Genomic DNA, 26,380 nt, shown 5'->3' with positions numbered 1-26,380 from the left:
GAGGTTTCACAGGGATTGCCCCGCTTTGGCAACTCGGCGCTCCACCCCACCCGAGCACGCTGCTTCCACCCCGCCGCCCCTCGTCTTTGCTAGTCTCTTCCATCAACTGAGTACGCACACAATGCACACTCCACCTCTGATTATCGCCCTTCTCTCACAGATGGTCGTCCCACTCTCGATCGGTACTCCGGCGCCTCCCCTTCTAATCGACGACTGGATCCGCGGATCCCCACTCACACAGTTCGAGCCAGACACGATCTACGTCATTGAATTCTTTGCCACCTGGTGTTCACCCTGTAAAAAAATGACTCCGACTTTGATGCAGATCAGCGAAGCATATCGCGGCCGCAAGGTCGAAGTCATTGGCGTGGCGTCTGCTGAGCGCGCTCCGACGAGGGACGCTGCGGTTGCTGCGGTAGCAAGCTGGGTCGCAGACCACGCCCCGAACATCAACTATCGAATCGCGGTTGATTACAGCCACAAAACGGATGCTCTCTGGCGGGTGCCGTGGTTCCCATATATCGTAATTGTCGACGGCCGCGGCAGCATCGCTGCCACGCCACTGCCATTTCAGCTTCCGCGCATACTTCCAAAGATTATCGACGATCGACCGCACTACTCAGATCAATGATGAGATTCGCGCGCCTGAACAGCTCCTACGTGGACCCCATCACGATGCCAAACCCCACTTCTCGTGGCGTCCGATCATCTGCCCCATCGAGAGCCCTATATCACGGCGTATGTTTCGATCACGACCCCTACCAACTTCGCTTGATAGCCGCTGATCCCACGAGTATTCACAGTCTACGTCGGACTCTCCACGGCATCCCATGATCCACGACGGTTGGTCGGCGACACGGATTCTCGACGACTACGGGCATTCACTATGACTAGTTCTACACTGAACATGCTGAGCGACCTCCGGAACGGGGGTCGTACCTGTATTGTTGCAGGTGATGTTGAGGCGCAACCAATCATTCCATGGGCATCGAATCATCGACACCCCACCGCATCGCCGCTGTTGTCCGGCCTTCTGTAGCAGCCCCCAGATACCGCCCGCTCTAGCTCGGCTAACGTCAGCGCTTAGCTGTTGCTGGGCTTTAGGACGCCTGCGTTGTCCGAGTGAGCTTTTAGAACTTTTTCACCTCGATCCCGTGCTTGCGAAGCGCGTAACCGATCTGGCGCGGCGTCAAACCTAGCACACGAGCGGCTTTCGCCTGCACCCACCCAACTCGTTCCATCACTTCAATTAGACGTTCCCGGCTCCGCAGTTCAGCGAACGCCATCAACGCTTGATCAGCGCCCTGCTCCCTAGCCAATCCGCTGCCGCTGGTTCGCTTGTGCTCGCTGGATGCGAATACACCTGCAGCTGTCGGGACCATCGGACGCTTCGGACTACGGCGATCACTAGAGACTTCCGCCCCACGCGTACAATTGTTTGTCAGCTGAGCTGACAGACACTGCCCGTCGAAGCAAGCCAGGTCGCTCTTCTGAATAACCGCTGCTTTCGCGAATGTTGCCGTGCGACGTACGCAGTTATCTAGCTCTCTCACGTTTCCGGGAAACTCGCATCTTGATAGGGCCTCAAGTACTGTGGGATCGAACGTAAGCTCACGTCCGTTTTCCTTGTTAAACCGCTGAAGGAACTCGACAGCTAGCAGCGGAATATCGGCCGGCCGTTCTCGTAAGGGCGGCACGCGCAGCGGAATCACATTCAAGCGATAATAGAGATCGGCGCGGAATTCATCATTGGAGACCGCCAACTCGAGATTCTTATTGGTAGCTGCGATCACCCGCACATCGACCTTGAGAGTACTTCCGCCGCCCACACGCTCGAACTCTTGCTCCTGCAACACGCGCAGCAGCTTTGCTTGGAACGACTGAGAAATTTCTCCTATTTCGTCCAAGAATAGTGTACCTTTGTTGGCTAGCTCAAAACGGCCCTTTCGCGCACTAAGAGCGCCAGTAAACGCTCCCTTCTCATGCCCGAACAATTCCGACTCCAGAACTGACTCTGCCAGAGCCGCGCAATTCACTTTAATGAACGGTCGGCTCGCGCGCGGTGACAGAAGATGAATTGCCTCTGCAAATCGCTCTTTCCCTGTCCCAGATTCACCGCGCAACAGGACGGTCGAGTTGGATTTTGCCGCTATATGAATCTTGCGAAGTAGCTGCTTGAGCACTTGGCTTTCGCCCACAATTCCGACGATCGCATCACCGTCCCGCACTTGCCCTCGACTATCCGACACGTCGTGCGGCGACGGTATCGATCCTTGCGATCCTGATGCATCAATCTGACAATACTGTGCGGCTGCGCCGGATATTAGATCAGCTACCTCAACGATCAATTTCCGATCCGCAGCGGCAGTAACAGCGCATTCACGCTTCTCGTCCCGTTCGACGGAAACGGCCCCTATTGCCCTCCCGTCAAGCATGATTGGAACACCAACGTATTCCGCCGACATCGCACTCGCGATCTCCGCAATGCTCTCTTCAGAGCTTGATGCTAACGACGTTTGCAAAGCCCTCGCCAAGGTTCTGCCGGAAATCGCGATCAGATCGGATGCTTCTCGATAGAGACCGGCATGACATGGCGCATCCGGCTCTTGCCCACCGATTACACGGACCGTTGCCCACTTATCGCTTCCGCGGAGATAGATCTCCGCCCGACAGAACTGTCGAGCTCCGCGCAATTCCTTAACGGCATCCGCTAGCTTTTCCTCCAGTTGCGACTTTGTCATGAGGATGCCGGCAACTCGTGTAAGACACTGCTCTGATTCCGCATCATCCGGCATACAGGCGCGTTGAGTCACGCACGGTCCGGCTTCTGAGCACCCGAGATTGTTTTCAATGGTATGCTCCAGCTCCTGCCTCTCATAGGCTTGCTCGGGAGCGCCTCTCCGATCCTTGCTGTCTTCGTAGTTCATCTCGGCCTCATCCTAACTCTCTCGGTCGGCGATGTAGTCTGTCGTTCCGACGGCCGGAATGCGCGGATCGCACCTCAAGCACGCATCGTCCTGTGCTATCGCCCGCGCTCGCATATGTTTTGACCGCGGCGAATGCGATGGCGGAGAGCCGCGCGACCCTCGTATGTATCAGTGCTAGAATGCGGCCTGCATACGGTTTGTATCGCAGGGCTAGCAGAACGGTACGATAAAACTCGCTCGTGTTTTGCGCACACCTCCAGTTCGGACGCGGTCGCCACCACATCACGCGGCAAGACCGGAACATTCGTTCAGATAGCCAATTCACAATGTTCGCCTGGACAACACGCTCCACCCACGGTGAGCCAACAATCTCCCATCAGCTGTTTCAGCCACCACGTGCATTCCACCTCCTCTCCAATACTTCCTCCACGTGAGCTCCATTCCGTCGGGCGGGTGCCCGGATTGCCGCTCTCATCTGATAACCGCCGGAAGACGCCGAACGCGGCGTGCCCAAATTCAGATGAACTGATGTCATGCTTATACACCGCATCAATTTTGTTAACGTGGCGAGGTGAACTCTGAACGTCAGATGGGTCAACTTTACTTTGCGGTCAATTGCCGGCCTACCGGCAGCTGTACTGTTTGAAACGGAATCACCAATTTGTGAGGTTAAGCCCCCCCCTTAAGGTGCCATTTATGTAGCAAACATCCTCAGGTGATAATCCTGCGTGTCGACGACACAGCACTGCGAAAAGATGGATAAGAGCTCAATGAGTGGTGCCCGCTCGTGGGGATTGGCCCGGCATCGCCTCGATCCGACGTGGTATCTGCGTGATGCAAACCGTCGTCTTTTCGGCACCGATGCGCACTCATTGCCGCTTACGATGATTGACCAGTCATCAACTCAATTCGCCGCATCGGCCCCGACTTACAATGGGTCGCCTGATCACGACGACACTTGTCTCACCACCTACAAACCAGACATTCCCAACAATCAATGCACGAACTGCAGACTTGAGATCCATCAGGATTAGTCGGTTCGCTATTTTAGGTCGTTCGTCGACATTGACCGACGGCGGAGTATGCAGAGCTCGGCTGCGGGCATCTTTGGTCGACTGCATGTACGTCGCCGGCAATCCGTCGCGAGCTTTTATCAAAACTTGATGCTGCCGATACCGTGGCACGCATTGTGCTCAAGTGGAGCCGCTCCGTCACGGCAACCGGTCGAGTCGGGAACAACCGAGCGAGGCGATCTAGGCGCCTCTTTGAACCTCAGCGACCTGGCCATCGGGCTCCGCAGAACCAATCGTGTGAGTCAGCTTCAAGCAAAGTCATGGCATAAACGATGCAACAGAATGCAGTGAACAGCTTAACACAGATTGCCAGCACCACTTACGGGCAATCTTTCGATAGGTCGCAGTCTGGGCTTGATGACCCCTTCCGGCCTTTGGGTGTACCGGCAAGATCGACGTTGTCCGGCAAGGGGACCACCACTCGTGATCCAGCGAATGAGGCGAGAGCTTTGTATGTCTGACGTGCTCACGACCACCGCCTTTCCGCTTGGCTTCGCCACACCCGCTAAAGCTGCAGCCGCTATCCAAAAAATCGTATCACCAGGCGGCATCGAGGCGCTGTTCGTGCAAGATACTACCTTGCCCGCACTCCACCTCCTTTTTGCGTTCGACGGCGGCGCCACACAAGACCCTGTGGAGAAACAGGGCCTTGCCAATCTCGTCGCCGGACTCCTCGATCAAGGCGCAGGCAGTATGGGCTCTCTGGCTTTTCAGGATAAGCTCGAACGCCTCGCAATGGGGCTCCACTTCCATGCGTCTCGCGAGCACATCTACGGTGCAATGCGTACGCTGACAATCAACAACGCAGAAGCATTCGGCCTTCTGGGATTGGCACTTTCGTCAACGCGCTTTGATGAGGCTGCGCTCGAGCGCATTCGCGCAAGGGAGCTATCCCGGCTCAACCAGGAGGCAACGATTCCTCAGTTTGTCGCAATGCGCAAGTCGCTCGCGCTTGCTTTTCCCGACCACGCTTATGGACGATCAGAGCTCGGCTCATTTTGGAGCTTGCATGCGATCGCCGTCGAAGATCTCAGGGATTTCGCTCGCCGTATATTTGCAAAAGACAAGCTAAAAGTCGCGGTCGTCGGCGATACCAATCCCGAGGTGCTCGGCATGCTGTTGGATAAAGCATTTGGTGCGCTGCCGCCAAAGGGCACTCTCATTCCTGTGCCCGATACGGTAGCTACGCAGCTACGGCGGCGGGTCGTCGTCCCACTAGATGTTCCTCAGACAACGATCAGTTTTATTGCGCCGGGCATTGATCGGGGGGACCCGGACGAGCCTGCCGCATACCTTGCTAACGAAGTTCTGGGACGCGGCGACTCTTCGTCTCGGCTTTTTCAGGAAGTACGCGAGCGGCGTGGATTGGCCTACTCAGTCCATAGCACGCTGATACAGATGGACCACTCCGCACTCTTCGCCGGCCACGCGGCATCCCGATCAGATCGTGCAAGCGAGACAATTGCGGCCATTGAGTGTGAGGTGAAGAGGATGACCGAGACCGGTCCGACCGAGCAGGAGCTCGCTATTGCAAAATCTCATATTGCTGGCTCCGAACTACTCGCAATGAGCGGTTCTAGCCGGCTCGCCGCATCGCTTCTTCAGACACAAATCGAACACAAGCCGGTCGACTTTGACGTGCGCAGATCACTCTTCGACACGGTGACGCTGGAAGATGTGAAACGCGCAGCCAAACGTCTGTGGTGCAACGGCCTTTCCAAAGTCCTTGTCGGACCGGGGGGGTAACGTTCTCATTCGTCCCTCGCGAGCCATGCGGCGAGCCTGACCGGGAATATATGCGACGCTCGTTCAAAACGCACGAGCGCGAGCTCAATCGTCGCCAGCAATAGGACTGATAGCTTCCGAACTGCGGATCTCCGGTCTGCGCCCCCCCAAATGCAATAACCCAAACTTGATTTTTAACAGCCAATGGATTTAAGTCAGTTTTTCAATAGGATTATTGAGCATAAAATGCGTTCTGTGTCTTTGCAGAGCTCAAGGCAAGGCCAACGTAACGGCCCCCACTCTTTCTGAGCGACGAAGCCCGCTGAGGAGCATGTCAAGAAAGGAGCCAAATACCAGATACCGGGGGCGGGTGCCCCACTATACTTGTATTGAGTGCTCGATAAGCATTTAGGTGCTAAGATCCTAAGCGGTCTTCCAAGCAAGAGCAGAAGAGCAAGGACAAGGACCAGCGAGGATTTACCCCCATGTCGAGCCTCATCAATTATGTTAAAACTTTCCGCATGTCGCGCAGCCTGGTCGGAAACACTGCCAACGTTTCTTAATATGTCTGAATTGAGGTTCGTCGGACTACCGAAAAGCGCACGCTCTCATGACGGATAAGCTCCAACCCGAAGTAAACTCCCCTCCTATTTCGGAGGGGACGTTGGGGAGTCGCATCAGGGCTGTCCGTACCGCAAAGAGGCTGCCACTCGGAGATACCGCAAATAGAATCGGAGTTTCCAGGACATCGCTGCATCAATGGGAGTCGGACGCTGTCAAAAATCCAGATCTCAGAAAACTAGCCGCTTTCACAGAACTAGCCGATATCAGCCTCGATTGGCTGTTGCAAGGACGAGGACCTCCTCCTGCTTTCCTCCTTTCAGAGGCACTGCCCAAGCAACAATCGATAGCACCGGCCACTGAGAACGCCGATTCAACCTCGCCCGCCGGCGACGACGTTTCGAAGATAACTGAAATTGCCGCATCAATGGTCACGCATGCGAGAGGCTTCGACTTGACCCCCAGAGCAACCTGGACCATCCCTAACGATGTGCTAGAGCTCGGATTCAATGTCGAGGGCCAACACGCGCTGATCAAGCGTCTCTCGCGCGACAGCTCGGCTACTGATCTGGAGCGCGGCAACTATGTTTTGATAGACACAAGCCGTTCAGCAATCGACGAACCCGGCCTCTACATACTTTCCGACCCTACTGGATCTCGTGCTCGCTGCGCTAGAGCAGAGTTTTCTAATGGTCTGCTCGAGGTTACCCTCGACGGTATGCTAGGAAACGACGACGCTCCGTCCGAGAGCAGCTCAGTGCTTGGTCGCATAATGGGCGTCTTCAGACAGATTTAGGTTTTGTTCTCGCTAACAATATTCAGCGGCGCTGGGACCGGCCGGAATACGTCCCTCAAAATCCTTTTTGGAAGGATTTGTTCGAAGCGGGAGTGACTGACAGCACATTTTGACCCGAACGGTCATGCTGCGCGGATTTCTATTAGACGGCATCCACCCATCGCTACCTCCTCGCCGGCAACCCTAGGCTTGCCGACACCGGTGGGGTGATCGGATCGCTATCACGTCGGCTTCCCCGATTGCTCGGTGAACTATTCTTTAAGCGACTACGCCTCGTACGCTGTGCAACCCAAGGGATGCATTGATGAATGCGACGCTGTCTACCCGGGACAAGACCCGCGTCAAGCACCGCCGGTCGCGAGCACACCATAATTACGGTTGGCCCCCATCGCATTCGCGATGGTTGACGCCATCTTCGACCGCGCTCGATCTAACACATCGCTATTGGAACGTCGACCTCTTCCGCCCGCCCTATAGGCATATCCTACCGGCCGATCTCCCTCGGACCTCATGAACGTCTTTGTACAACCGGCCGGACGTGAGAGGTCTTCACCTCCGCAACGCTTACGTTAAAACACCGACAATTCAGACAAACCAGACCTCGTACAGGTTTCTGTTGGACCAAGGCCGATTGCTTCACGGCCTTGCACGCTGTGCTCTATCGGAACATCTCCGAGCACCGCCATTCACTCTGCCTAGAACCATTCACGATTCGGCGCGATTCATCGCAAATCGACCGTAGCATTCCTCTCAGCCCGGCGGCAGCTTTCGCAGACGCTGATCACTTGGCACGAATAGTGCCCCTGCCGTCACGTCCCTGCGTCGACCGTCATCCGATTCTCGGACCCACCTCACAAATCCAACACAGCTCTTGGAGTACAATATGTTCGACCCCTTCCTTTCAACTCAACGGCCACGAGGCGCGATCGGCTTACGGTCTTTGATTCGCCAACTTCCACTCTCTGGTCACTCTCACACTGCTTCGTACCAATTTACCGACACAGTTTAACTGATCGAGAGATGCAATGAGACGTGCACACTCCTCCTCGGGCACCGCGATACGCGTTGTTTGTCTAGCGCCATCACTAGCGCTTCTATTGTCCTTGGTGACTCTGTCGGCTTACGCCGGCTGGGGGGCAATCGCCTACTCTTTTCCAGAAGGCGTCGGCGGCACATCTTCTGGCCTTCCTTCGCTGGCCGCAGCTCAACTTCACGCCCTCCTAAAGTGCTACATGAATGGTGGCACCCGCTGCCACGTCAAGACCTGGGAACGAAATCAATGTGCTATTCTTGCGCGGGGACGTCACGGCGGCGTGGCGTGGTCCACCGACAATGATTGGTACGCCGCGTTAGGCGAGGGAATCGAACGCTGTTACAGATTCGACTCGCAATGCACGATCATTGCATATGCGTGCGACTAGACGCATGACGGCGGCGCCTCCAGCTAATCTGTCCTGGAGGCCCCTTCCATCCGCCTGAGCACCACTAACCACACTCGTTCATCGCGCAGCACCTCTTCGATCGTGGTCGACAGACGAATTGCTCTACTTCTATTCAACTGTTAGACAACATCACTATGTTTCCGATGAGGGCGCGCTTGGTTCCGCCGGCCCGATTCGTTCCGCCTACGTTCAGCGGCTCTCTCTACTGACATCCGACGATCACAGCGCTCCTAGACTACTCACCCGGCCACAACCTACTGGCTTTCTCGCTTGCGACGCAATCATACATTTGTTCGCACCTACTCATATTTGTACCTGGCATTACCCGTAATCATCGCCCCCCACTCTCCGAGACAGCCCGGCCTCTATTCTCCGACATGCATTTACGCGGATCGTCGCTAATACCTTTGAGCCCATCAATTGGCGCTTCCACTTCTGATGCTCCCGTCACCTACAATGGCTCTTGGTGCTAACGGCCGCGTTAGCTTAGCGAGAAGGCTGCGATCGCCATTCTCGTAACGGACAACCCTGACAAAGGCGACGCCCACTCCAGCTGCTGTCGCATACCGTCTACGACGGTTTCGTCTATTTAAGCCTGTCCTCATCAAACTACTCACAGCCGCACGGCTTCATAATGAACCGCGTGACCTCCATTTCTACTTCTATGCCGCGCTATTTAGGCACCTCGATCCATCTAATTTTCGCTGATCGTCGGTGACTATTCATTTCACGATCTGGCACGTATCATGCTCGTGGCAAACAGTCAGAACATCAAAACTGACTTTCCATGGACAAGTACGCTGCCATATCGGGATGAATGGAGATCGACACAGATGCACTCGCCTGCTCCGTTTACAATTTATCGCGCCACCACGCGTAACGCACTCCACTTCCACACTTTCGGTTCCTTTCTGCGCTTCATGCGCATCAAGTGGTTGGCTACTTCATCGCCTCCACTCCGATCTGCGCGTGCAGCGCTCGCTGCCCTACTGATCAATGTCCCTGCTTACGGTGACGTCGTGACATCTACAGCTATTTCAATGCCAACCCCCGCAACATTTACATTGTCAAACGGAATGCAGATCGTCTTCTTGCGAGATACGCGCGCACCGGTCTCAACGCTGACACTTTGGTACAAGGCCGGCTCCGCTGATGAAACCGTCGGCAAATCTGGCATATCTCATTTCGTCGAGCACTTAATGTTTAAGTCAAGTCCGAAGCAAGCGGCGAACACCCTTCCGAACATTGTTCACGCTGCTGGTGGAGCGATCAATGCATCGACCTCCCGCGATTACACGATGTACTTCGAGCATATTCCTAGCGAGACGTTGCCTGAGGTCATGCGATTAGAAGCTGATCGAATGCGTAACCTGAACCTGACGGACGCCGCCGTAGACTCGGAGCGGAGTGTTGTCCTGGAGGAATACAACATGCGGGTGGGCAATCGGCCGGAGAGCCGCCTACGAGACGAAATGACGGCAGCTCTTTACGTCAATCATCCTTACGGACATCCCGTGATTGGCTGGAGAGCAGAGATAGAAGCGATGACTCGCCGCGACGCAGAGGCCTACCATCGCCGCTACTATTCTCCCTCGAACGCAATAGCAGTTATCGCCGGCGATATGGAGCTGCAGGACATCGTAGCGCTATCTAATGCCACTTTTGGCAAGATCCCAGGCAGCCCTTACCCCTGCCCATCCCGTCAGAAATGGCCACAAGTTCCCGCTTCATCCGCATTGCGCACGATCACGGTCTCGGACCCGAACGTCCGGCAGCCGCAACTTCGCCGCAGCTTTCTCGTTCCCTCGGCCGCAAGCTCAGTTCCTAGCGACGCCGCGGCGCTCGAAGTATTGGCCAAGCTTCTGGGACGCGGCTCGAACTCTCGGCTATACCGCGCACTCGTTGTCGACAACCCACTGGCAACCATGGCCATGGCTTCCTACAATGGGGACTCGTTCGATCAGGGTACCTTTTCGATCATGGCAGAGCCGCGACCGGGAGTCACCTTTGCTCAAGTCGAGGCGGAGATCGACCGCGTAATCGCTGACATGGCGCGTACCGCCGTGACTTCTGACGATCTGGACCGCGCAAAGATGAACTTGGTCGCGAGCGCGATCTATGTTCAAGAGGAACAGCTGGGCATGGCACTGCACTTTGGCTCCGGCCTCGCCAGCGGCCTGACCGTTGAGAATATCGCTCGTTTCCCATCCCAGATTGGCGCCGTCAGCTCCGAGCAGGTTCGTGCAGCTGCGCAAAAGTGGCTCAACCACACGCCGTCAGTGACGGGATATCTCGTCAAGAGCACTTCCACAAAGACTGAGGAGAAGCGCTCGTGAAAACTACAAAGACGCTTGCATTTCGCATGATTGCAGTACTCGGGCTTCTGACCGGACCTGCCTTGTTCGTAGCTGACTCGCACGCCGCGCCGGCTATGCAGGATGTTGTCTCACCCGGAGGTATTCACGCCGTTCTTGTACAAGATGCCGCCGTGCCAACTATCCGACTTAGCTTTGCGTTCGACGGCGGGGCCGCACAGGATCCGGCAGACCGACCGGGCGTCGCTAGACTCGTCGCGTACCTGCTGGATCAGGGCGCAGGACACCTTGATTCGCGATCATTCCGTGACCAGCTCGATCGCCTCGCCATCGGACTTCAGTTCTACGCAGGTCCAGATAATTTCTACGGGTACTTGCACACTCTTGGCAGCAACAAGGAGGAGGCGTTTAATATGTTGGGCTTGGCGCTTTCGTCAGCACGTTTTGATCGGGCCGACGTCGATCGCATTCGTGCCAGAGAGCTGTCGTGGCTCGATCGAAAAAGCACGATCCCTCCGCTCGTTGGCTCGCGAAAGGCTGTCGAGATGGCCTTTCCAAACCATCCTTATGGCCGTCCGGACGGCGGCTCAGTGGAGAGCATCAAGGCGATTACCATCGATGATCTTAGGGATTACACTAGCCATGTATTTGCCAAGGACACGCTAAAGATCGCCGTGATCGGAGATATCGATCCTCAGACGCTCGGCATACTTCTCGACAAGGCATTCGGCTCTCTTCCTTCAAAGGCCACTTTGCGCCCGGTACCAGACGTCATTGCGACACTACCGCTGCGGAGAGTTCTTGTAACCCTTAAGAATCCTCAGACTGAGATTCTATTCATTGCGCCTGGCATTCCTCTGGGAGATCAAGATTACACCGCTGCCACTTTGGTCTGCGACATTCTGAGTGGCAGTGGACTTTCGTCCAGACTATTTCAGAGTATACGCGAGACGCGCGGGTTGACTTACTCGATCAGTGGTGGGCTTAGGACGCTGACTCACTCCGCACTTTTCGTAGGTCACGCCGCGTCGCGCTCCGACCGCGTCGGCGAGACCACCGCGGCTATCGAGGAGGACGTCCGTCGAATGGCCGAGACGGGCCCGACTGAACAAGAACTCGCGATCGCAAAATCTCACCTTGCTGGTAGCGAACTATTGAAAATGAGCGAACCAGGAACTCTGGTTGGCTCGATACTATGGTCCGAGATTCACCGGCAACCAATCGGCTTTGGAGCACGGAAGGCACTCATCGACGCAGTCACACTTCCTGATGCCAAGCGGGTGGCCAAACGGCTCTGGGGCAATGGCGTTTCCATGATTCTCGTGGGATCTGCAGCGAACGAGTCCATTGATTCGGATCACACTCAGCAGCAGCAACCTTGATCGAAGCTGCTGGATGAGCACTCATCAAAAAGCGATCCCTCAAAAGAACTGCCGAGTGTACTGAAACAACAGAGATGGCGGACGGGGGACTTTGCTCCCCCGCCGCCAAAAGCGATGATGCCCCACCGATAGAGACGAGTCCTATGGCTAACCACGGGTTTTATGCACCGACGAACGATAGCACCCAGCGCTTGTCCCGCATTGAGAAGGTGTTCATGTTGGTACTTGCGACCGACGAACCCGGCGAGAGGGTTTGGACGATCGCCGGCCCTTGCTCTACGCGTCTCCCGATAGTGGCGCTTTGCGATAAAGACCTCGAAACTCTACGAACACTTGCCCAAGCAGAAGCTGACGCCATTGGATTGACCGTCTTCATAATCTCTTTTGCAGATCGTACGTTACACGAGACCTTTAATCCCTCCAACACCTCGGCATAGTGACACAACATTGCGACGCGATATGACCCATTCTCGAACGGCGGTCTGGCTCGGTGGCTCAGCTCAGTCGGCTTATACCTCGGTGTGATTGACAGCCGTGACGCGACTAAGGGCGATCTCGTTCTAGTGACTTACCAGCCCCTCTATCGTCGTCTCGGCTCTGCCCATCCCGCATACTCTTGGTGCTTGAGCGTCTGTCCTTCTTTCCTCCGTCTCCGATTGCCCAACGCCTCGCGCTGAACACCCTTGATGGCGTCTATTCATTAGGTATCGGCTTTCTCGAGATATCGACTCCAAGATAGATTGGTACTGCTGGATTTGGTACAGCTACCGTCTCAGAGGCGTGATCGCCTCAGAGGGGGAGCCGAGCTTCCCACCCATGACACTCCAGTTCGGGATCCTCGTTTTCCTTCTGCGCTCGGCTATTGCAGAGATGGGCGCTCAAGCGCCCTGCGTCGGCGGCGCCAGGTCCCGGCACAGCGCCGAAAGATTCGGCAATCGGCACCCAACCAACTCCCAATCCTCGCCGCGCGCAGCGAGCGACAACGCTTATATCGCCGTTCCCCTCCCGAGTAGCGCAAGGGTTCCGGCATCGTGACACGCCCGAGCCGATGGCCGACGTAGCGCTCGTCGGCACAGACCGCGAGCTGCACCGGCGCCTGGGCGGAGCGCACGCCTTTCACCGACGTCGGCAGCCAGCGCAGCCTCGTTGCTTCGCCTGAGGTTCGCGAGAACGGCCGCCAGCCGGACGCCACTTTCAACCGGCGCAAAGCGCCAGAGCCGAGTTAAGCCGACAGTCGGAGCATGTGGGGGCCGCAAGAAGATACGAGACAGGTTCCGGGTCACCCGGATTCGTCCGGAATCCACAAACGTTCCGGCCAGCGCACCAGCTCGGCCAAGCGCGCCCTGAACGGCACGTCGAATTGCGGCGCCCCGCGCCTCGGATTGCTCATAGGATCCTCCGTTACATAGTGCAAAATGAGCAATCTCCGCGAACCCTCATAGTCGGCTCTTGTCTGTCCTAGCCAATAATCTCGTCACCGTGGACAAGCTGGTGGAATGGAGCTAGGACTCGACATTAATGTTGCTACCCAGAGCGTTAGCGGCACGCTCAGTCGCTACTCACTAATCTGCACAGCGGCGGGATCTGCTTACCGGATCCCGCAGCCCATATGTGTCGAGTGGGGATGGTCATCGTAGGCAAGATTGCTGCTAAAATGCGTGTGAGATCTTTACGGGCACAACTAGTCGCACATTGCATCCTCCGCAGCTTGATTGGGAAGGAAGACGCGGTCGCCTCCATTCCAATCCATGCTCGCGCTCGAAGGCACTCGCCTCATGCTCCATGGCCACCTACGCGGTGTCAGCCCACTCGCACGCTACAGCACGCGGAATGGCTTGGCGCAGGCTCCGTCGAATCGTGAATCACGACACGCGCACTCGTTCGTCGAGCTCGTGGACACTCTCCTCGCCTCGGTCGACACGCTTGGACCAGTCGTTTCTGTCAGTTGAGCGCCGCCTGTCTCTGCCACAGTCGGGCATATATCTCGCAATTCTCTAGCAGATCCGAATGTCGCCCTTCCGCAACGATCTTTCCTCCATCCAACACTGCGATCTTGTCTGCGCAACAGATGGTCCTAAGCCGATGCGATATTACCACGATCGTCTTTCCTCTATGCCTCAATTCCTCAATCAACGCGGTCACAACATCTTCCGCGAGCGCATCAAGCGAAGCTGTCGGCTCGTCCAAGATTAGCACTTCAGCATCCCTGTAGAGAGCTCTAGCTAGCGCTAACCTCTGCCTCTCACCACCCGAAAGGCGCATACCGCGCTCTCCAAGATGCGTCCATAAGCCAGAGGGCCACTGATCGATCGTTTCACGCAATCCCACCCGATCACAAATGGACACGATCTTCCCGACGTCCGGGTCACTGCAACCCAGGGCAATGTTCTCGACGACCGATCCGGAAAACACGTCAACTGACTGCGGAACGATCGCCAGAAGTCGTCGCAGAGACGCTGACGCAATCTCTCTCAGATCGTAGGCACCGATTTTGATGCATCCTTTTTCAACCGGATAGACGTTCTGTAGCAACGAGGCGAGCGAGCTTTTACCAGATCCGCTTTCGCCGACCAGAGCTGTTAGCTCTCCCCGGCGTACGGTCAGACTTAGATCCTGAAAAAGAGGCTGCCCAATGCTATGGCGAAATGTAACGCTTTCTAGGCGAATATCACCGTACTGTAGCTCGTCGATTTCAATACCGCCACGGCAGGACAACTCGAGATCAAAAATCTCGAACAGACGATCGGCTGCGATGAACGCGTCCTGCACGGACCGGTTGCTCTGCACCACTGCTGTAACCGGCCGAACGACATGCCCAAACAATGTATAGCAGGACATCAGCTCGCCCGGCGTCAATATCTGCTCCAGAACGAGCGCTGCGCCACACCACATTATTATCACTGTGAGCACCATCGAGATGCAAGCGACAGCGTTGTCTCCTGCCACACCAATTAGCCCAGAGCTGTAGACAGAATGCAGTACCTTGACGAACCGCGTTTCCACTTTGAAGTTCGCGACCTCCTCCATGCCAAATGCCTGGATCGTGCCGATCGATCCAAGCGACTCCACGAGTTGCGAGTCCAACTCGGCGACGCCTTCCATGACATCACGTTGATTTTTGGCATTGAGCTTATTGATCGCCCAAAACACCAGGGCGTACAGGGGAGCCGCCGCCACCACGAACACTGCTAATCGCCACGAAAACGCAACCATCATTCCCACTGATAGAACGATAATCAGCAGGTTTACCAAGAGCGAGACTGCCAGTTCGTTCAAGAACAACCGAATCTTGAACGCGTCGTTTATGCGAGAGAGAATTTCACCAGTCCGCATGTCGTCAAAGAATCTTCGCGGAAGTCGAATAACATGATTGTAGTATCCAAGGACTAGCCCGACATCAATCTTCTGTCCAGTTTGCAGAATAAGCTGCCCTTTTATAAGACCGATCACCACCTGCGGAACAATCAAAGCGAGCATGATTAGACTAAGAAGGTTTAGAAGATTTCGATTTCCTGCAACAATGACGTGGTCGACGATCTTTTGGACGTAAATCGCGGACGAGAGACCAAGCACCGTAGTCACAATGGCACCGAACAGCGCCTGGACTGCGACCCATCGATGTGGCGCTAAGAGCGATAGCAATCGCAAGAGCGAGGAGGACGACTCATCACCTTTCACGAACCTTTCTGCTGGGGCCAGTATTAGCAACACGCCAGTCCACAGAACCCTGAACTGCTCATGGGACAGCCTACGGATCTCGCCATGCGCAGGATCCATGATTGTGACCCGCCGTGCGTCGATCGCGCGCACCACGACATAATGATTCAAGGCGCTATTCATTTTCACAAGAGCAATCGCGGGTTTAGGTATTTTGTAAAGGCTTTCGAACTGGCCCTTTACGCCTTTCGCCGTAAACCCAATTTTATGAGCCGCCTGCGTGAGACCTGCTATGCTCGCACCAGACGGTCCGGTAGACGCGTATTGACGTAGTCTTGCGATCGGAATCCTACGACCATAGAACTCCGCGATGCAGGCGAGGCTTGCAGCTCCGCAATCCGTGGCATCATGCTGCTTAACTCTCGGAATTTTTTTGTACATAGGGCGCATGCCGAAGCAGGGGAAAAAGGCGTCTAGTTCATCGGGTTGAGCGAACCGGATTGAGCCAATTGTCGATCTCTCCGATTAAGAGATCGAGCAGCGTGCAGTCCGAGACCAGAAAGCTGGCCCGAACCGACATGCCCTTCCTTAGCCGTCCGATAAGGCCATTTTTCAATTGCAGGTGATCGACAGATGGGGCGCAACGCACTTTAAACACCTCGCGCTGATCGTGAACCGTAAAGTCTTGCGCGACGTCAATCACTGTCGCCGAAATGCTTCCCCATTGATTATAGTTAAACGCATCGATCTGGAGGCGCACCAACTGCCCTGGGTAGACGAACCCGATGTCTCGCGGCGAGACGTAAATCTCAGCGACCAAGTCGCCATCCGGCGATACTTGAGCAATAGTTTGGCCGCTTTGAACATACCCACCCGTTGCCCAACTCAATAGCCCCTCTATTGCTCCGCCTTCTGGCGCCCTGATTTTCGTTAGCTCCTGATCGAGCGCGAGCTGCTGCCTGTTCACTTCAAGCTCCTTCACGCGGAGCTTCGTCTCGAGGAGCTGCTGATTCCATTCGGCCGACTGACTACGCAGCAAAATCCCGCCCTTAACTTCGACACTCCGGAAGGCGGCCTCTCTTTCTTCCACAACCTTGGCGGCTACCGCCGATGTCGATAAGAGCTTGCGCGCACGATCAAGCTCTTTTGCAGCGACATCTTGAGCATATTCAATCTCTCGCAGCCCTTCTTGGAACTTCAATTGAGAGGCACCTGCGGCTGACGTTACCGTCTGAACCTCTCCTCGTGGCGTCATCTCGATTGAGCCGATAAGCGACTCCAGATCATGTACAAGATCGCGCTTTTCTCTCAGCTCCTCCTCAACTGCTTCGATTTTCGCTCGCAATATTTGATCTTCGATTGAGATTATCTCTTGGTCTTTTCTAACGATCTGGTTTTCGGCCACGAATATACGCGAGATCCGTCCGGCGACCGGCGCAATGAGAGCCGCTTTTTCTTTAGCTGGCCGTACGAACCCGTTGCTTTGAATTGAGACAGTGACGGTCGTCAGCGGCAGCGCTGCGATTGAGACCGCCACCAAGATTAACAATGCGTTGTATACTGCGTAGGACCCTCCGCCTCCTCGAGCGAGGATGCTTTCAGCAGTACACTGCGCCAATTGATCTTGAGAGACGATGTTAAACATCATACGCCGCTGTTCTCAGCTAAGCCGTTCCGCTTGTCTCGGCCCACATAACGGACACGCTAGGTACCCATTGTCGCCTACTCGTTCTCATAGATGAGCGCACGCTTGGAGCCTTCAGAACCACTCATCGTTTTCGGCACAACCGTTGCCGCTCGGTCAAGATTCCGTCCATGGGCTATCAATTCTGATCCAAGCATTGCTCGATGGCTTGGAGGACAGTCTACTGACCTACCTAGCTTTTCGAATCGGGCACAGAAACGGCATGGCGTTCTGACGTCGCCATCGACAACGGCGGCATCTTCTTGATCACGTCGGCAATGTCGCAGTTCCGCGAACGTCGGATCTGGCAATGCCTCATTTTTCACAGCCGCCTCTTGCCACTGCTACCTATCGTCTATTTTATCGCCGGTTGGCTCAGTTGAACACCCTTCTGGATATCGAACCGCCAGTGGACGACCACTGTGATGTTCGCCCACTGGCAAGCCGACTCTCAGCTTAGAACGAGCTACGGATGCTGGCCGGGCTGGCCATCGTGTCCACAGTGTCCATTGCCTGGATGGTCTTTGTCTTGGCCACCCGGCGGCGGGAATGCGCTGATAATCCCGCCACCCAGACCCGCGGTAGCGCCTCCACCTGCCAGCGCAGAGGCCTCCTCGAAGCTCAGCTCGGTAACGTCATAGGCGGACACATCGGTCTTCATTTCTAATCTCCTTCAGTTCGCCAGCGGCCCAATTCCGCCGACGGTTCAGTCGTATCAAAAGCTGTGCCAACCAAGCCCCGCCAATCAATGCGCGCTTTTCTGACATCGGAGCCTCCGATCGGGCTCGCCAGTTTGATGATAGAGAAAAAGCCTGGGTTGAACACGCTTGTCTTGACTTCTCCAAAGGCGACAAATGTAGCCAATAGACAAATACTCAAATGGCGATCTCACCTATCGACGTTTGAGGAGGCGCAAGCCGGACAGCGCTAGATCCAAATGTGACCGCTGAGCGCATTGTCGACCGAGAAGCCATCTTTAAGAGCGGGGATAAATAGTTGAGACTTTGTCTACGGGGGTTCCCATCTCGTGCGATTAGGCGTTAGGCACTTCACCCGAAATCGGGGTCCGGATAAATATGGCAGTTGGTGAGCAAAGGCACGACTCAGTAGCGTGAACGTAATCTGCTTCTCGGATCGAATCTTGCAAGAGTCTTTGCACCAACTTCTGCCGGAGAATCGGCCCATGCCTCTCTTGCTGTTCTTTGAGAAAGTTGAAGCTTCGGCTCTTGGCTGCGAGCTGCATATCCTCATTTTGAAAGGCGCTGCCGAGTTGGCCTTTACCCCTGGTGTTCTCGAACGAAAGCGGCAAGCAGCTGCGGAGATGCTGGAGACGCACGCGTTATTAATCGGGCAGAGGCGCCGCGCAGGATTGAGCTGTGATACCCATGACGGCCGCTTGGTTACAAGCGCAGTCGCCGGAAGCAACAAAAGCTCGCCAAAAGAAAGGAGCTGAAGGCAGCATGGGTCCAGCCCAATGCGCGAGAATAGCAGGCAATGGAACCGAGCGTCCGATCGACGTCGAGCGCCCCCGGACCGCCATGAACAACCGACAAATGCCATGTGGGAGCCCGATGAAAAAGTCTAGCCGCCGGACGGACCGTAACGAGTCTTCAGCGAAGAAGCCTCAGACACGCAAAGATTTCCAACGCGCTCGTCAGCCTACACCTGTGCACGAGATCATTGGGAATCGGATTCGCCGATTTCGGATTGCCAAGGGCTTGTCACAGGAGGAGCTCGCCCGTCGGCTCGGGTTATCATTCCAACAGATACAAAAATACGAGAAGGGTACCAACCGTGTCGATGCCGCTCGCTTGGTGCAGATTGCAAGAACCTTGGAAGCGGACATTCTCGAGTTCTACGGCGAGGCCGTCGATCAGAGAGCTGCGTCGACGCCGGCCGCATCCGATCTCTATCTTGCAACGAGCGAGTGCAATCGCATGCTGGAAGCACTGATCAACATCAAGAGCGCTCCCCTGCGGCAGCAGATTGTTTCATTTGCGGAGGTAATAGCCGAGAAATCTTCTGGCCGACAAAAAGACGATGAATGCCAGTGATACCCGCGCTCATTCGGCGCCGTGTGTCGGTTCCGCTCAAAGACGGATCCCAACAATCCTTGAGTACCAACAGAGATGGCGGCACTCGGCTCATCTCGAACTCGCCAGCGTCGGACAGACGGCTCGCCTAAGGACAATACATTAATTTCAAGGCTGACACACTGATCGCGCCGAATGCCTCCGCCGTCGCGGCCACAACCGCCGAACGTCATGAACAGCCTTCCTGTCCGCCGAAATCAGATGCTGAGACCGCAAGACAATCCGGCTACCCGGTCGATCGCGCGATGTCGAGCTCCTGAACGTCGCGCCGCGCGGCGCTCTTGCCGTCGACGATCACCAGCTGCCATGACGCGTCAGCCGCCTGCTCGATCCAACCGCGCCGTTGCAGGGCGACGAGCTTGCGGCGCACAGTCTGGCGCGGGATACAGGTGATGTCCGACAGCCGCGAGGCGCTGATCCCCAGTGCTACGAGCTCGCCCCGCCGCTTGTCCGGCAGCTTGGCCTGCTCGATCATGGCATGCAGATAGGTCTGGCCGATCACCGCGAAAACCAGCATCTCCGAAAGGTCGCCTTTGAAGAACCGCGACAGATCGGCGAGATGGTCAGTGGGTGCATCGACGAACACGTACTGAAAAGCGTGGTATTGTTTGCGAAATGCACGGCTCACGCGCTGCTCATCTTGCGCGCGGGATTTCCGATTTTCTAAGCAGACATCCACCATGATGACCTCGTTGACCTGTTCGACGGACAGTGACGGAGCCTCCATCATGCCCCATCGAAGAGATTTGATCGAGATCTAGTGATGCTGAACAGCCGGTAGGCCTGACACTCCGGAGCCGATCTTGACGAGCATTTCGATTGCCCAGTGTAATTGGCCGAAAATGAAAAGAGATTTCATGATTGCGCGCCGGCGCATGCCAAAATCGAAGGCTTCGCGCCCCTTCCCGCCGCGGCCAATGAGTGCCCAGGCGCCCGCGACGCGAAGCGCCGTCAGCCCGTGCGAGGCCTGCGGAATTGACCATCGCCTCGGGACGGGTTGACGAGCCGCATCTCGAAACCCTCAAGACAAATGACGCCCCTCCTTGTCGCGCTTCGCTGATCTCCATCAATGGGTGTCGATCAGCGCTTTGGCGGACGATCCTGTGCGCGTCCCTTCTTTGCTTTCGCGAAGACTCGATCAGACTCCATGAAGCGTTTCACCATGACGATGATCAATCGAGCCTGGCTCTCGGCGTGTTGTCCCGCGTCAGGTTCAATCAGCTCAGCGTAGGTCCGCAGATCCCGGTGAATCGCGGCTGGCAGTTCGAGCGTGAGCTTGACTGGCTTGTCGTCAGGCAAGGCTGCGATCTTGAGCTTCATCTAGAGCCTCCCCTATCCTCGATACGGTCCGATCACGAGATCGCGGTTGACGATCACACGCACCGGAAACCCCGGCCTGATCGTCAAGGTAGGCTGGACATTCAGCTGCTGGCGCACAATTTGCTGTCCGGCTTGGCTCGCGGCGCTGCCGAACCCCTGGCGTAGCGCCTGGATGATCGTGCCGTTGTTGGTGTTCGTATTGACGCCGGCATTCACTTCGCTGCCGATCGAGAGCAACGTCGACAGCAGCGCTGCCCCGGCAATCTGCTTCCAATGGTTGTCGACCTCGTCCGAGAGCCCTGAGTAACCGCCGGCATCCGCACCCGGCTGCCGTTCGAGCACGATCGAGCGGCCGTTCGGCATGATCAGACGGGTCCAGACCAGGAGCACGCGGGACTGCCCTGTTGTCACCTGGCTATCGTAGACTCCGATCAGCCGGGCTCCCTGAGGCACCAGCAGGAATCGTCCCGACGGCGTATCGAAGACATTCGCGGTCACTTGCGCCGTGATCTGTCCCGGCAGGTCGGAACGTATTCCCGTGATCAAAGCTCCCGGAATCACCGTCCCCGCCTGAACCACATAGGGGGATGCGGGCCGCGTGACCCGGTCGGGACTCGTTGTTCGTCGGTCAACCGGCGCATTCACGAAGGCCAGCTTTCGCTCCTGGCCATTCTGCGCAAACGGATCATCGGCTGACGTCGGAAGGCTCCCACGATCGCCGGCCTGGCCCGCAACGGTAGGGGGCGACGTCTCGCGCGCGTTGGTCGTAGCGAAGAGCCGGCTGACCCGCGCAGCCTCGCTTTCCTGTTCGCGCCGTTGCTGGTCCTGATCCGGAAGGGATGCGGGTGCTTGCCCTTGGGCTGCGAGAATGGGACGGCCGAGATCGCCCGGCAGCGGCGGACCAAGAACCGGGACATCCTTCGGCAGGCTGGCATAGTCGCGCGGCAGCGCAGAAACGCCATCGGCAACGTCATGATGGTCGGTGCTGTAAAGCTCGTCGGAGCCTGCCTTACGAGGCTTGCTGGCCTGAAGGGCCCAGATGAAGGTGCCACCGATCACGAGCAGCGCGAGAGCACTGCCACCGGCCAGGACCTTGCGCGACAACCGCGTGATCGGCGGCAGGTCTCCCTTCAGCCGCAGATCCTTCGTGCGCTGACCTGCCAACGCATTCGCGTCACTCTCGCCGGGCGCAGATGGCTTATCGCCATGACTGGTCACAACGGCGCTCCATCGGTCCTGACGATCCTGACCTTCTGTTGCTGCTCGCCGCCGAGACGCAGCTCGGCGGCGGCGAACAAGCATTACGCCGACTGGGATCTGGGCAGCTGCAAGCACCAGGAAGTAGACTGCGGTGATGAGGCCGAGATCGGCGGCGTTCAGTTCAAGCTCCGTTGCAAGGCGTGCGGACACAACGCCATTGATCGTCCGGAAGAGGTACGACAGGAAATACCCAGCCGCGAATGGCATGAACACCAGAGCCGCGACAGCCCAGCCTGCGAGGCCGTGGTCGTGATCCTTAGCGCCAGCATTCTTCCTGCCGAACATGTAGTCAGGCTGAGCATCTCGGGGAGTGTGGACATCAGGCTGCTCAGCGCAGCGTTCCTTCCGCGAAACGAAAGGGATCATCGCCGCCCTCCCCGGCGGCGGGCACGCCCCAGGACACTTCGGCGATCGGCGCGGCGGTCCGAACCTGACGCGTACGCCGCCTCGGAGCTCCGAATGGCAACTCCCCGTCGTCGTCCGAAGACTGGCTGATCGTTACATGGTCGCGAGGGTTGTCTTCACTACGTGCGGCCGAGGCCGCTTGGCCATCACCATCCTGCGATAGCGGAGCAGCCTCATGTCGCGCAAGCGACGCCAGCGCCAGGTGATAGCGGGCATGAAGGGCGACCGTATCATTGAGCGCTCTCAAATCCCCGCTGAATGCTATCGAGCTGTTGCTCCAAACCGGCAAGCCGATCCTGCGGCGGTGCCCGCCAATCCATCGGCTCGCGCAGAAACGCTCCAGCGCCTTCTCAACAAGAAGCGCGCGGTTCACGCATCGCTCCGCAGTGGCGCCCTTCAGGCGGTCGAGAGTCTCATTGGAGAGCTGCAGAGTGATCTTTTTCTTCATCGTCCGGACCCCATTTGGTCTGTCGATAGTCCGGGCTTTGCTGAATGGCATCTGAGGCCATCGAGCATTCGCGCTCAAGCGTAGGAAAAGAAGCGCTAGCGAACACTCCTGCCCCAACGGCGGCCGAAGCCGTCTCTCACTTGCCTAGCTCCTCAGGTGCCTTCCTCACGAAATCCTCCGGGATCTCCCGCAAAAAGCTCTGCCCCTTCTGCAGACGCCGGCCGAGCGCCTCCACGAAACCTTCGAACCGCTCCCGTCCCTTGATCTGCGCCGCGTTCGGCAGCGGCGGCGTCACGGTCAACCAGAAGCGGACGAACAGCGCGAGCGTTTCGGCGAGGATGCCGACATCGCGATCGAGCCGCTGCATCTGCCGCGACAGGCGGTCGAGCCTCCGGGTGAACGCCGCCTCGCGCCGGTCAGCTCCGTCAGGCGAGAGGAACGACAGCACCGCGGCTTCCACGATCGCCGAACGCGACAGCTTCTTGCGATCGGCGAGTTCAGTGATCTGCTTCAGAAGCTCAGACGGAAAGTAGACATTCATGCGATCGCGCATCGAGCCGTCCTCACAGACCGAGATCGTCGCCAGGATCGAGCGCGGCCTGACGCGCGACACCCACCATCGTCGGATCACGCCCAGCGTTCGGAAGGGGTGCCTGGTCATCGTCATCCAGCATCAGAGAGAATTCGTCAGCCGGCTCGGCGCTGGCCGCTTCACTGGCGATCGCAACGTGCTCAGGGAACTCCGGCTCCCGACGCAATCCACCATTGGCCTGGTCCTCGTCGACGGACGATCTCTCATCCGACTTGGGCAGCGCCGGCGCGATCGGCACCAGAGCCGACCAGTCGTCGCCCCGCCGCAACGTTGCGGATAGGACGATCTCCGGCGGCGGCAGGATGCGCGAGACCAATCGCTGGTCCTCAAAGTAGCGGACCTTCTTCGCCCGGATCGGCGGCGCGCCTGCGACCATCACGATCTCATCCGCAGGCGGCAGCTGCATCACCTCACCCGGCGTCAGAAGCGGCCGCGGGGTTTCCTGGCGTGAGACCATGAGGTGACCGTCACGCCGGGCCAGACCTTGGTCGGCGAGATGCTCGGCCCTGGCCCGAAGCGCGTCCCGGGTCTTGGCCCCGAAGCCACGATGAGCCAGCGGCATAGGCTCCCGCTCGACCAGCCGATGGTCGAGCCAGGTCGCGCCCTCGGCCGTGACCTGGTCGTTGAGGCCGAGATCGGACCTCGTCGCCAGTACCAACGTCGGCCGGGCCTTATCGGTCGCGCCAAAGCGTCTGACCTCGACGATGCCGCCGGCCGGCGGCGCTTGTGCAAAGGCTTCCAGCCCGCGGAAGCGAACATGGTGCGCCCGCCCGTCGATGCCGTCGATCACGGCATAGGCCTCGCCGGTCAGCTCATCATGCAGCCCCCGGTCAACGAGGCGGCCGATGACCGGCGATGAGTCACCGAAGCGATCGATCGCGTAATCCGCGATCGCGCGCTCCCCACCGCGAACAGAGAACGCCCGATGCATGGTCTGGATGATGTCACCGCGCGCGCCGAGCTCTCGCAGCTTCCGCTCGGCCCCGAGTCGACCATCCACTCGTTCGGCCCGGCCGCAGTCGCGAGCCCCAGGCGCTCGAGATATCGCAGACGCCCGCGCATCAGCCCGACGGCTTGCCGATCCGGAAGGCCGGGCACGTCCTGACGAAGATCGACGGCGCCGACTTCGTCAGCCGCCATCCGGATCTCGTGGTCCAGCCGCGTCCAGCGGTCCGCCGTGATCTCCTTCCCCAACGCGCTCCCGATCTCGTGCTCAGGCTTTGGCCCGAGCTCCAGCGCAACCAGCTCCTCGGCGCGAGAGCGCAGGCCGCGGCCGATGTAGTCACGAGAGATGACGAGATCCGCACCCGTGTCATCGACGCCGCGAACAAGCACATGAACGTGCGGATTGTCCGTATTCCAGTGATCGACAGCGATCCACTCCAGCCGCGTCGAGAGATCGGCCTCCATATGCCGCATCAGGTCACGGGTGAACGCCTTGAGATCGACCATGTCGGCCGCACCCTCCGGCGAGACGATGAACCGGAAATGATGCCGGTCCCCCCGCCCCTCCTTCTCGAACGCAGCCTCACCAGCCTGATCGCCGCGCGCATTGAACATACGGGCCGGCTCACCATCACGCGTGACGCCGTCGAGCTTGAGATAGGCCAGGTGAGCGGAGAGCGGCGCCGAGCGGAACGCCCGCCCCTTGTGCCGGACAATGCGCGCCTTGACCGTGACCCGCCGTGCCGGGCTGAACAGCCGCTCGCGGGCAAAGCTAAGCCGTCCCCTTCCGAAAAGCGAATGAGCGCGCACGGCATGTCGCCCGCTAAGCCCTGAGTGCGAAGTCACATAGCCTGCGGCGTTCGCGGCACGAAGCATCCGGTTGATGAAGCTGTTCGCCTTGGCCCCCCGGCCATGACGAATGCGCCCGGGCCTAACCCGAAATTCCCGCTCGCCGGTGCTGATGGCGTAGGCCTGTCGGGCCGAATGACGGGTCCAGTGCCGAAGCGATCATTGAACTCATGAGGAAAAACCGCGATCGCGGCACTCCCCCCGACCGACCGGCACGGTTGAACGCGAGCCATGTCAATGGCTTGGCGTTCAACCGGCGAGCTTCTTTTATCTTGCCGCTTTAATCGGCCGGGTGTTCTGCCTCTCAGCCGCGATCGTCTTCGTCGTTTTCGCCATCGGTGCTCTCCATCTTCATCGTCAAAAACACGCCTGCAGCGCGGTCTAATCTGCAGCTCTTCGACAGCGAGGAGTCCCAGTGCGCCGTGCAGCTTTCCGCGCTCAGCGACGGCGTGGCGCGGCTGCACGATGGCAGCAGCATAGCCGTTGCGGCGCAATTTTTCATCGGTCTGACGGAGCCACGTCACAGACAATTTCGCGCGATCGCGCCGTCCCTTCGGACACCGCCTCGCAGGCAAGATAGCGTGCGTTCCGTCGTCTTGGATCTGCACTGGTCCTCATCCGCTGACAGCGGAGCTCCATCACTTCGCGCGTCGACCGCGACGCCCGTTCGTTGCTGCCGGGCTGTTGCTATGGTTCATGCCAGCGCTCCCAGCAGCCTGCGGTCCTTGCGCTTGGCCTGCGCGGCCGCGTCGGCGGTGCTGACGGCCTGATCGCCGCAATACGCCGTGCCGTCACACCACATCGCGTGCATGATCGCCGCCAGTTTGCGCGCCACCGCGACCACCGCCTTGCGGTGTCCAGACCGCTTGGCAACCGCCAGTCCCCAGGTCTTCACCTTGTCGCGAC

General features: G+C 57.7%; 17 protein-coding genes and 3 pseudogenes. 8 read left to right on the top strand and 12 right to left on the bottom strand.

Going from position 1 to position 26,380, the window contains the following annotated elements; genetic code table 11:
• The first annotated feature begins 121 nt into the window (after positions 1–121).
• Complete coding sequence (locus HL666_RS33245) at positions 122–631, top strand: TlpA disulfide reductase family protein (RefSeq protein WP_172115000.1); 510 nt, start codon at positions 122–124, stop codon at positions 629–631.
• A gap of 499 nt (positions 632–1,130) precedes the next feature.
• On the opposite strand, the gene nifA is transcribed toward HL666_RS33245, so the two are convergent.
• On the bottom strand, positions 1,131–2,927 hold the full coding sequence (gene nifA, locus HL666_RS33240) for a nif-specific transcriptional activator NifA (protein ID WP_172114997.1): 1,797 nt from the start codon (positions 2,925–2,927) through the stop codon (positions 1,131–1,133).
• Positions 2,928–4,453: 1,526 nt separating this feature from the next.
• Between nifA and HL666_RS33235 the strand changes: the two genes are divergently transcribed.
• The 5 genes from HL666_RS33235 (at position 4,454) to HL666_RS33215 (ending at position 12,221) form a co-directional block, all read left to right on the top strand.
• Complete coding sequence (locus HL666_RS33235; RefSeq protein WP_172114995.1) at positions 4,454–5,746, top strand: M16 family metallopeptidase; 1,293 nt, start codon at positions 4,454–4,456, stop codon at positions 5,744–5,746.
• Between the two features lie 589 nt (positions 5,747–6,335).
• Complete coding sequence (locus HL666_RS33230) at positions 6,336–7,082, top strand: helix-turn-helix domain-containing protein (RefSeq protein WP_172114992.1); 747 nt, start codon at positions 6,336–6,338, stop codon at positions 7,080–7,082.
• Between the two features lie 1,025 nt (positions 7,083–8,107).
• Entirely contained in the window at positions 8,108–8,503 is a 396-nt protein-coding gene (locus HL666_RS34670) for a DUF4189 domain-containing protein (protein ID WP_376698647.1), read from the top strand.
• A gap of 941 nt (positions 8,504–9,444) precedes the next feature.
• Positions 9,445–10,860: a M16 family metallopeptidase gene (locus HL666_RS33220; RefSeq protein WP_172115024.1), complete on the top strand. Its 1,416-nt coding sequence runs from the start codon at positions 9,445–9,447 to the stop codon at positions 10,858–10,860.
• On the top strand, positions 10,857–12,221 hold the full coding sequence (locus tag HL666_RS33215) for a M16 family metallopeptidase (protein ID WP_311976856.1): 1,365 nt from the start codon (positions 10,857–10,859) through the stop codon (positions 12,219–12,221). The genes HL666_RS33220 and HL666_RS33215 overlap by 4 nt, the downstream gene beginning before the upstream one ends.
• A 1,941-nt stretch (positions 12,222–14,162) precedes the next feature.
• Here HL666_RS33215 and HL666_RS33210 read toward each other — a convergent pair.
• From HL666_RS33210 to HL666_RS33200, 3 genes are all read right to left on the bottom strand, one after another.
• Entirely contained in the window at positions 14,163–16,319 is a 2,157-nt protein-coding gene (locus tag HL666_RS33210; protein WP_172114988.1) for a peptidase domain-containing ABC transporter, read from the bottom strand.
• Between the two features lie 37 nt (positions 16,320–16,356).
• Positions 16,357–17,526 carry an HlyD family secretion protein gene (locus HL666_RS33205; RefSeq protein WP_246739369.1) on the bottom strand — a complete coding sequence of 390 codons (1,170 nt, stop codon included), beginning with the start codon at positions 17,524–17,526 and terminating at the stop codon, positions 16,357–16,359.
• Positions 17,527–18,028: 502 nt separating this feature from the next.
• Complete coding sequence (locus HL666_RS33200) at positions 18,029–18,223, bottom strand: hypothetical protein (protein WP_172114986.1); 195 nt, start codon at positions 18,221–18,223, stop codon at positions 18,029–18,031.
• A gap of 522 nt (positions 18,224–18,745) precedes the next feature.
• Here HL666_RS33200 and HL666_RS33195 point away from each other — a divergent pair.
• Positions 18,746–19,015 carry a hypothetical protein gene (locus HL666_RS33195; RefSeq protein ID WP_172114984.1) on the top strand — a complete coding sequence of 90 codons (270 nt, stop codon included), beginning with the start codon at positions 18,746–18,748 and terminating at the stop codon, positions 19,013–19,015.
• A 118-nt stretch (positions 19,016–19,133) separates the two neighbouring features.
• A complete protein-coding gene (locus tag HL666_RS33190) occupies positions 19,134–19,616 on the top strand; it encodes a helix-turn-helix domain-containing protein (protein ID WP_172114982.1) in 483 nt (160 codons plus the stop codon).
• Positions 19,617–19,881: 265 nt separating this feature from the next.
• On the opposite strand, the gene HL666_RS33185 is transcribed toward HL666_RS33190, so the two are convergent.
• From HL666_RS33185 to HL666_RS33150, 8 genes and pseudogenes are all read right to left on the bottom strand, one after another.
• The gene (locus HL666_RS33185) at positions 19,882–20,385 is read right to left on the bottom strand and encodes a helix-turn-helix domain-containing protein (protein WP_172114980.1); all 504 of its coding nucleotides are present in this window, start codon (positions 20,383–20,385) and stop codon (positions 19,882–19,884) included.
• Between the two features lie 350 nt (positions 20,386–20,735).
• Complete coding sequence (locus HL666_RS33180) at positions 20,736–20,975, bottom strand: DUF2274 domain-containing protein (RefSeq protein ID WP_172114978.1); 240 nt, start codon at positions 20,973–20,975, stop codon at positions 20,736–20,738.
• A gap of 12 nt (positions 20,976–20,987) precedes the next feature.
• Entirely contained in the window at positions 20,988–22,193 is a 1,206-nt protein-coding gene (locus HL666_RS33175; protein ID WP_376698649.1) for a TraB/TrbI/VirB10 family type IV secretion system protein, read from the bottom strand.
• Positions 22,190–22,273, bottom strand: a pseudogene (locus HL666_RS34350) (P-type conjugative transfer protein TrbG); the annotation flags it as partial. The pseudogene HL666_RS34350 and the gene HL666_RS33175, both read right to left, overlap by 4 nt.
• Positions 22,274–22,563: 290 nt before the next feature.
• Complete coding sequence (locus HL666_RS33170) at positions 22,564–23,088, bottom strand: hypothetical protein (protein WP_246739368.1); 525 nt, start codon at positions 23,086–23,088, stop codon at positions 22,564–22,566.
• 136 nt (positions 23,089–23,224) lie between these two features.
• Positions 23,225–23,641, bottom strand: coding sequence for a ribbon-helix-helix domain-containing protein (locus HL666_RS33165; RefSeq protein WP_172114976.1), 417 nt, complete (start codon positions 23,639–23,641; stop codon positions 23,225–23,227).
• A gap of 10 nt (positions 23,642–23,651) precedes the next feature.
• A pseudogene (locus HL666_RS33155) lies at positions 23,652–25,588 on the bottom strand (relaxase/mobilization nuclease domain-containing protein).
• A 580-nt stretch (positions 25,589–26,168) separates the two neighbouring features.
• Positions 26,169–26,380, bottom strand: a pseudogene (locus HL666_RS33150) (IS110 family transposase); the annotation flags it as partial.

The sequence above is a fragment of the Bradyrhizobium aeschynomenes genome, assembly GCF_013178945.1.
In the GTDB taxonomy this organism is placed as follows: Bacteria; Pseudomonadota; Alphaproteobacteria; order Rhizobiales; family Xanthobacteraceae; genus Bradyrhizobium; species Bradyrhizobium aeschynomenes.
The sequence above is the reverse complement of the archived record's forward strand: the minus strand, read 5'-3'. Positions and strand labels throughout refer to the sequence as shown.